Here is a 7,003-nt window from a genome sequence, read left to right as displayed (position 1 = left end):
TCCCTCCACCGTTCCCATCCCTGTCACACAAATACTAACATGACCTCCGAAAAGATATAATACGCCTATATATCAGATCCCATCGTCCCGTATTCCTCTCCTTAATACATACATAACATCTCGATATCAGTGAACTGAGGGGCGTACGCGTTCCAATCATCAAATCGAAGCCCCTTCATGTTTCATCTACATGTATTCCATTCTTAAATCCGTAGAACTAACGAAACGGTGTTGCAAAGTTATGCGGCAATGCGTGAATTTCCGAGACGAGGATGTCTAAATACATGAAGCGAACGAGCATCACACTTCTATTGGTTCTCGTGCTGATGGTCGCCGGGTGTTCGTCCCTCGGCGGCAACTCGGCGAGTACGACTAGCAAGACGTCGGTCAGCCAAACCTCCACGAAGGCGGCCGACTCGACCACCACCACGAGCAGCGCGGACGGCGGTGGATCGGAATCCACGTCGACAACGACGAGCGAGGCGACAGGAACCACGACGACTGCGGCAGCGACTACTACAACCACCACGGCCACCACGACCACGACGACGTCCGCTGACTCGTGGACGGAGCCGAAGCCCCCGAACACGCCGCTCCAGAACAAGATGGACGAGAACGACGGGAGTCGAATCTCGAACGTCGAGGTCATCCACAAGGAGGAGGCGAGTGACGGCGGTTACTCCAACTTCGACGTGGCATTCTCCGCCAACACCTCGATGAAGCGTGTGGACCCCGCCGAGCACGGTACCGTGCGGGGCGAGCCATACTTCCTCGTCTACGCCAACGGCGACCTCGACAACGGGTCGCGCTTCACCGATACCAGCGGCACGCTCATCGAGCGAACGCCGGTCGTCAGTCAGGAGAAGAACGGCGACTTCGCCATCGAAATCCACCCCGAAGCGCTGGACAAGGCGGGTGCGGATGGCAAGGTCAAACTCATGATCCTCCTGATGGACCGTGACTCCGACTGGGACGACATCTACGGCGTCGCGTGGGTGACGGTGGATTACTCGTCCAGCGAGTAACGCCCGAAGACGACCATCGATTTTGAACTTTTTTCGAACGCAGTAGTGAGAAAACCGATGACGATGAGTTACAGAGCTACGCCGATGACGATGAGTTACAGAGCTACGCCGATGACAATGAGTTACAGAGCTACGTGACGGGAGCGAGTAGCTGTTCTCTCGTCGAGTAAATCGGTCGAACGTCTATCGCTCGCCGACTTTCCCCTGCCACTCCTGCACCTTCGACATCAATTCGATGGGCGAGATATCGGCGACTTCGACCCTGGCGAGTTCGGAGAGGACGGCTTCCGTCTCGGGGTCGAGTGCATCCCCTTCGTCCTCCGATTCTTCACTATCCGACTCGCTTACCCCCGACCCGTTCGCCTGGAACTGCCCCGCTCCGAGGTCGAAGACGGCCTGTACCGTCTCGTTCGACCCCGAACCGCGCGCCTCGATGGCTTTCTCCTGTCTGAGTTTGTCGAGCACGTCGCGCGAGCGCTCGACGACCGGCATCGGCACGCCCGCCAAGTCCGCGACGTGAATCCCGTACGAGCGGTTCGTCGGCCCGTCGCGCACGGTCCTGAGGAAAGTGACGTCGCCGTCTCGCTCGTCCGCCGCCACGTGGACGTTCTCGACGCGCTCCAGATGGTCGGCGAGCGTCGTCAGTTCGTGGTAGTGGGTCGCGAACAGCGTCTTCGCCCGGACCTCGTTGTGCAGGTACTCCGTGGCGGCCCACGCGATGGAGATGCCGTCGTAGGTCGCGGTTCCGCGCCCCACCTCGTCCAGAATCACCAAGGAGTCCTCGCTCGCGGAGTGGAGGATGTTGCTCAACTCCTGCATCTCGACCATGAACGTCGAGCGACCCTGTGCCAACTCGTCCAGCGCCCCGACGCGGGTGAAGATGCCATCCACCAAGCCGATGCGGGCCGACCGCGCGGGGACGAAGCTCCCGACCTGTGCGAGCAGGGTGATGAGTGCGGCCTGCCGCATGTACGTCGATTTCCCACTCATGTTCGGCCCGGTGACGATGAGGAACTCGCGGTCGTCGTCCATCCGCACGTCGTTCGGGACGAACTCGGTCGTCCGCTCCACGACGGGGTGACGACCCTGGTCGATATCGAGCCCCGACTCGGCGAGTTCCGGACGCACCCAGCCGTTTTCGGCGGCGTGGACGGCCAGACTCGCCAGCACGTCAAGTTCGGCCAGTGTCCGCCCGACGTCCTGCAGCAGTTCGGCGTGTTCCGCGACTCGATTTCTGAGTTCCTTGAACAGGTCGTACTCCAGTTCGCCGCGCCGCTCTTCGAGCCGAAGAATTTCGCGCTCACGCTCGCGGAGTTCGTCGGTGACGTACCGTTCGGAGTTCTTGAGGGTCTTGACGGCCTCGTACTCCTCCGGAACCTTGCCGGTGTCCGACTTTCCGACCTGCAGATAGTAGCCGTCCGTCTTGTTGCGGTCCACCTGCAGGTGTGAGATGCCGGTTCGGGACTTCTCCCTGCTCGCCAGCGTGTCGAACCACTCCAAATTCTCCTCGTGCTTGTCGATGATTCCGTCCAGTTCCTCGTCGTAGCCGCGGCACAGCAAACCGCCCTGTGTGACCGTGTTCGGCGGGTCCTCGGCGAGCGCCTCGGCCAGTTCCTCGCGCAGCGCTTCCGCCTGCGCTCGGTCGGGACGCGAGACGAGTTCGGACAGCGGCGAACTCGACAGGCCGGGCGCGTTGGCGATTGCGTCGGCGACCGTCGGCAGAACCGAAAGGCTGTCGCGCACCCGCAAGAGGTCGTGCGCGTCGGCGCTCCCCGACACCGCCTTGCTCGCCAACCGTTCGAGGTCGTAGGCGTCGGCGAGCGTCTCGCGGATCTCCTCGCGGGCCAACGCCGATTCGGCGAACGACCCGACGCTCGACTGGCGTTCCTGAAGCGTCGCCTTCGACCGGCGGGGACGCTGGAGCCACTCCTTCAACAACCGTCGTCCGGCGCTCGTCTTCGTGTGATCCACCGTCTCGAACAGCGACCCCTTGCGGTCCCCGTGCATGGTCTCGGTGAGTTCGAGGTTGCGCTGGGTCGTCGCGTCGAGTTCGACGTGGTCGTCCGCGTGGTACGACTGCAGGCGCGTCATCGACCCGAGGACGCCCGCGCCGGTCTCCTCGACGTACGAGAGCACCGCGCCCGCCGCCCGGACCTCCGCTTCGTCGTCCGAATCCAATCCGAGGCTGGACAGCGTCTCCTTTCCGAACTGCTCGCGGGTGACGTGGGTTGCCTTTCCGGGCGCGAAGGCGTTCGCGTCGTGGACCGAGATGGACGCGTCGGTGCGGTCGCGAACCCGTTCGAGGAACGAATCGTCGTTTCTGATCTCCGGGCTGGGAAGGACCTCGGCGGGCGCGAACCGGTACAGTTCCGTCAGCGCCTTCGAGTCCGCGTCGGGACCGGAGACTGCGGTGACGAGGAACTTGCCCGTCGTGATGTCCGCGAACGCCAACCCGTAGCCGTCGTCCACGCGGACGATTCCGGCGAGATACTGAGCGTCCGCCGAGGACGTTTCGAGGAGCGTGCCGGGCGTCACGACCCGCGTTATCTTCCGGGCGTGACCACTGTCCGTCTCGTACTGGTCGGCCACGGCCACCCGGTAGCCGCGTTCGACCAGTTGTTTCATGTACGGCGTGAGTTCCGACAGCGGCACGCCAGCCATCGGATAGCTGCTTCCGTGGCTCGATTTCCGCGAGATGTTCAGGTCGAGCACGTCGCCGACCAACTCCGCGTCGTCGGCGAAGAACTCGTAAAAATCGCCGACTTGCATCGTCAGCACGTCCGCGTCTGTCTCGTCTTTGAGCGAGAGGAACTCCCCGACGATGCCGCCGTCACTCACGGCGGACACCTCCGGAAGCGAGAACCGAAATCATGTGCGAACGTGGGTGGGACGGCGACTAAAACGGTGTGGATTCCGCGCGAAACCGACTCGGTTTCCGCCGTCGCCTGCAGGACGCCAGTACGGTTTTGTCGCTTCGGGTCGTCGTCTCTTCCTCACGTGGTCTCCGCCGTTTCCGCACGTCGACTCGGCGCGACGCTGATGGGGGTCGCCGTCGTCGGGTTCGTCCTCACGCTCGTCGTCAGCGCCGCCGTCGCGCCGCCGATTTCGAACGCTCCTTCGTCCGGTCTGTCCGGCCGGACCGTCGTCGGCGTCCAATCGACTTCGACCGACGGGAAGGTCGTCGTGCTCGATTCCGACGGGGAGAAACTGTGGAGCTACGGCCACGCGAACGGCGATCACGACGTGTCGTGGCTGCCCAACGGAACGGTCCTCGCGTCGTTCATCGACGACGGGTATCGGCGCTGCGGCCCCTACGAATCTCCCTGCGCTCGAACCGGCGTGCGGGTCATCGATCCGAACCCATCGCCGCACGTCGTCTACCAGTGGACGTTTCCGGTCCGTTCGGGACTGAACAGCGAGGTTCACGACGCCGAGTTGCTCCCGTCGGGCGAACTCCTCATCGCGGACATGGACAAAGAACGGGTGTTCACCCTCGCGCCGAACGGAACGGTCACGTGGCAGTGGAACGCGAGCGAGCGGTACGACCCGCCATCCGATCCCACGCGAACCGACTGGCTCCACATCAACGACGTGGACCGTATCGGGCCGGGACGGTACCTCGTCAGCGTGCGGAACGCGAACCAACTCGTCGTCCTCCAGCGCGGGAAGGGTGTCGTGAACGTGATCAACGAGAACGGGGATTGGGGACTGCTGAACAAACAGCATAACCCCCAGTATCTCTCGAAAAACGCCGTCCTCGTCGCGGACAGCGAGAACGACCGGGTGGTCGAACTCCACCGCCGAAACGGAACGTGGGGAGTCGGATGGCAGGTGCACGGCGCGGGCGGCCTCGGATTCGACTGGCCGCGCGACGCGGACCGTTTGTCGAACGGCCACACGCTCATCACCGACAGCCGAAACAACCGCGTCGTCGAGCTGAATCGGTCCGGAAAACTGGTGTGGAGCGCGCGCATCTCCTCGCTTCCGTACGAGGCCGATCGTTACCCCGGCGAATATCCCGCCGGGCCGCCCGTGAATTCGAGCGCCGACATCGGCCCGTCGGCGACGAAACTCCCTGTCTTCGGCTACCTGCTCGACAGCGCCCGCCACGTCGTTTCGCTTCCGTACTGGGTGGCCGGGTGGCACGTCGCCATCGGCGCGATTGCGCTCGTGACGTTCCTCGCAGGAGTCTGGCTGTTCGCTCGGGGAGGGAAAAAGCCCATTGCGTGAGCAACCAGAACGACCACCGACGATTCCCTCGTCGTTTTCCGCTATGGCGCTCACCCAGATAGACCACCTCGACGCAGAGAAGGACGAGTGTATCGACGACTGTTTCGCCGCCGCCCAAGCCTGCGAGTGGTGTGCAGACCAGTGTGCCGAGAAGGGCGAGGGCATGGCCAAATGCATCCGGCTCTGTCGTGATGTGGCCGATCTTGCCTCCATGCACGCCCGGTTCATGGCCCGTGATTCGAACTTCGATAGCGAACTCGCGGAAGCCTGTGCGGGTGCCTGCGAGGAGTGTGCCGAGGAGTGCTCGCGGCACGATCACGACCACTGTCAGCTCTGTGCCGACGTGCTGGAGGATTGTGCGGAGAGCTGTCGGAACATGATGGCGTAACGCAGACGTGTCGTGGTCTAACGACGACCCGTGATGGCCTAAACGCCGACTCAGTCCATCACGTCCGCGAGCAGTTCCAAACTATCATCTTCTGGCGCGTCCGGCACGCTCAGCATGAACGTCTCGATGCCCACGTCCTCGTAGCGCTCCAGTTCCGTCCGAACCTCGTCCGGCGTCCCGACGAGCGCCGTCTCCAGATAGCCCGCGAGGAAGAACTCCCGCGGTTCGCTCGGTTCACTGTTCAAATGGCGATCGGCGAAGCGTTCGCGCTTCGCCTCGGCGTCTTCCCGCGAGTCGGCGACGAACGCGAACAGTTCGGCGGATTTCGTGATTTTCTCATACTGTTCCTCGTTCTCACAGTGTTCCCGAAGCACGGCCAACTTTTCCGCGAACCCGTCGGGGTCGAGGGTGCCGTAGTTCCACCCGTCGGCGAGTTCGGCCGTGTACCGGAGCGTGAACTGCTCCCCAGCACCGCCGATCCAGATCGGCGGGTGCGGCTCCTGCACCGGTTCCGGGCGGCAGAACGCCTCCTCCAGATCGAACTGCTCGCCGTGGTGGGAGAACCGCTCGTTCGTCCAGAGGCCGTGGAGAACCTCGACGGTCTCGCGCAGTCGCTCGATGCGGGCGGCGGGGGGCTCACGGAACTCGTAGCCGAAACGCTCGAACTCGTCCCGGTACCATCCCGCGCCCAGGCCGAGGTCGAGGCGGCCGTCGCTCACGCGGTCCACGGTCGCCGCCATCTTCGCCAGCAGGGACGGGTGACGATAGGCCTGACAGTCCACCAGCGTCCCGAGTCGAATTTCGTCGGTCGCCTCCGCGAGCGCCGCGAGCGTCGTCCAGGGTTCGTAGGTGTCCTGCTCGATGTCGCCGATCCACGATTGGAAGTGGTCTTCGAGCCACAGGCCGTCGAATCCGTACTTCTCGGCGTCGTGAGCCACGTCCCGAATCGTCCCGTACTCGTGGCCGTACTGGGGCAGGATGATGCCGACGTCGGCGTTCATGGCGACGCTCCCTCCTCGTCTTCCTCGTCCGCTCCCCGCGCTTCCAGCGCGGAGAGGAGCGCCAGCGTCCGTCGCTGGAGTTCCTCGGCGTCCGCCGCGAGCAGTTTCACGATGGCCTCCTTGCCGACCTCCCCGCGGTCGATTATCGCGATGGGCGTTCCGCTCGCCGACTCGAACGCCCGCCGGGCACCCCAGCCCATCGTGCTCCCCTCCTCGGTCTTCACGTCCGCCGGTTCCGCCGCGCGGTCGAACTCCGCGACTTCGCCGCTCAAGGTCGAGAGCGCCGCCTCGACATCGCCATCGAATCGACAATTGACCGCAAACCGCAGGCTGGGGTCGTTCTCCCGCGCCGAGAGCAG

The 7,003-nt window shown here is 63.7% G+C and carries 6 protein-coding genes; 3 read left to right on the top strand and 3 right to left on the bottom strand.

Features of this window, described 5'->3' with window-relative positions; genetic code table 11:
* Positions 1 to 284 precede the first annotated feature (284 nt).
* Positions 285 to 1,025: a hypothetical protein gene (locus WBV42_RS11815; RefSeq protein ID WP_423986211.1), complete on the top strand. Its 741-nt coding sequence runs from the start codon at positions 285 to 287 to the stop codon at positions 1,023 to 1,025.
* A 183-nt stretch (positions 1,026 to 1,208) separates the two neighbouring features.
* Here WBV42_RS11815 and mutS read toward each other — a convergent pair whose 3' ends face one another.
* On the bottom strand, positions 1,209 to 3,863 hold the full coding sequence (gene mutS / locus WBV42_RS11810) for a DNA mismatch repair protein MutS (protein WP_423986210.1): 2,655 nt from the start codon (positions 3,861 to 3,863) through the stop codon (positions 1,209 to 1,211).
* Positions 3,864 to 4,064: 201 nt separating this feature from the next.
* Here mutS and WBV42_RS11805 point away from each other — a divergent pair, with 201 nt between their 5' ends.
* On the top strand, positions 4,065 to 5,255 hold the full coding sequence (locus WBV42_RS11805; RefSeq protein WP_423986213.1) for a hypothetical protein: 1,191 nt from the start codon (positions 4,065 to 4,067) through the stop codon (positions 5,253 to 5,255).
* 43 nt (positions 5,256 to 5,298) lie between these two features.
* Positions 5,299 to 5,643, top strand: a complete 345-nt coding sequence (locus WBV42_RS11800) for a four-helix bundle copper-binding protein (RefSeq protein ID WP_423986212.1) — start codon at positions 5,299 to 5,301, stop codon at positions 5,641 to 5,643.
* Positions 5,644 to 5,693: 50 nt separating this feature from the next.
* Here the strand turns inward: WBV42_RS11800 and WBV42_RS11795 are convergent, their stop codons facing one another.
* Positions 5,694 to 6,644 carry an LLM class flavin-dependent oxidoreductase gene (locus tag WBV42_RS11795; protein WP_423986209.1) on the bottom strand — a complete coding sequence of 317 codons (951 nt, stop codon included), beginning with the start codon at positions 6,642 to 6,644 and terminating at the stop codon, positions 5,694 to 5,696.
* A partial coding sequence (locus WBV42_RS11790; RefSeq protein WP_423986208.1) for a thiamine-phosphate synthase family protein occupies positions 6,641 to 7,003 on the bottom strand: 363 nt, incomplete at its 5' end. The genes WBV42_RS11795 and WBV42_RS11790, both read right to left, overlap by 4 nt.

Source organism: Haladaptatus sp., from assembly GCF_049589095.1.
In the GTDB taxonomy this organism is placed as follows: Archaea; Halobacteriota; Halobacteria; order Halobacteriales; family Haladaptataceae; genus Haladaptatus.
The sequence above is the reverse complement of the archived record's forward strand: the minus strand, read 5'-3'. Positions and strand labels throughout refer to the sequence as shown.

What these genes read in the sequence shown, in the direction of transcription:
- WBV42_RS11805 (WP_423986213.1), top strand. Translation starts at nt 4,065, where the DNA reads ATGGGGGTCGCCGTCGTCGGGTTCGTCCTCACGCTCGTCGTCAGCGCC.
- WBV42_RS11795 (WP_423986209.1), bottom strand. Translation starts at nt 6,644, where the DNA reads ATGAACGCCGACGTCGGCATCATCCTGCCCCAGTACGGCCACGAGTAC.
- WBV42_RS11815 (WP_423986211.1), top strand. Translation starts at nt 285, where the DNA reads ATGAAGCGAACGAGCATCACACTTCTATTGGTTCTCGTGCTGATGGTC.
- WBV42_RS11800 (WP_423986212.1), top strand. Translation starts at nt 5,299, where the DNA reads ATGGCGCTCACCCAGATAGACCACCTCGACGCAGAGAAGGACGAGTGT.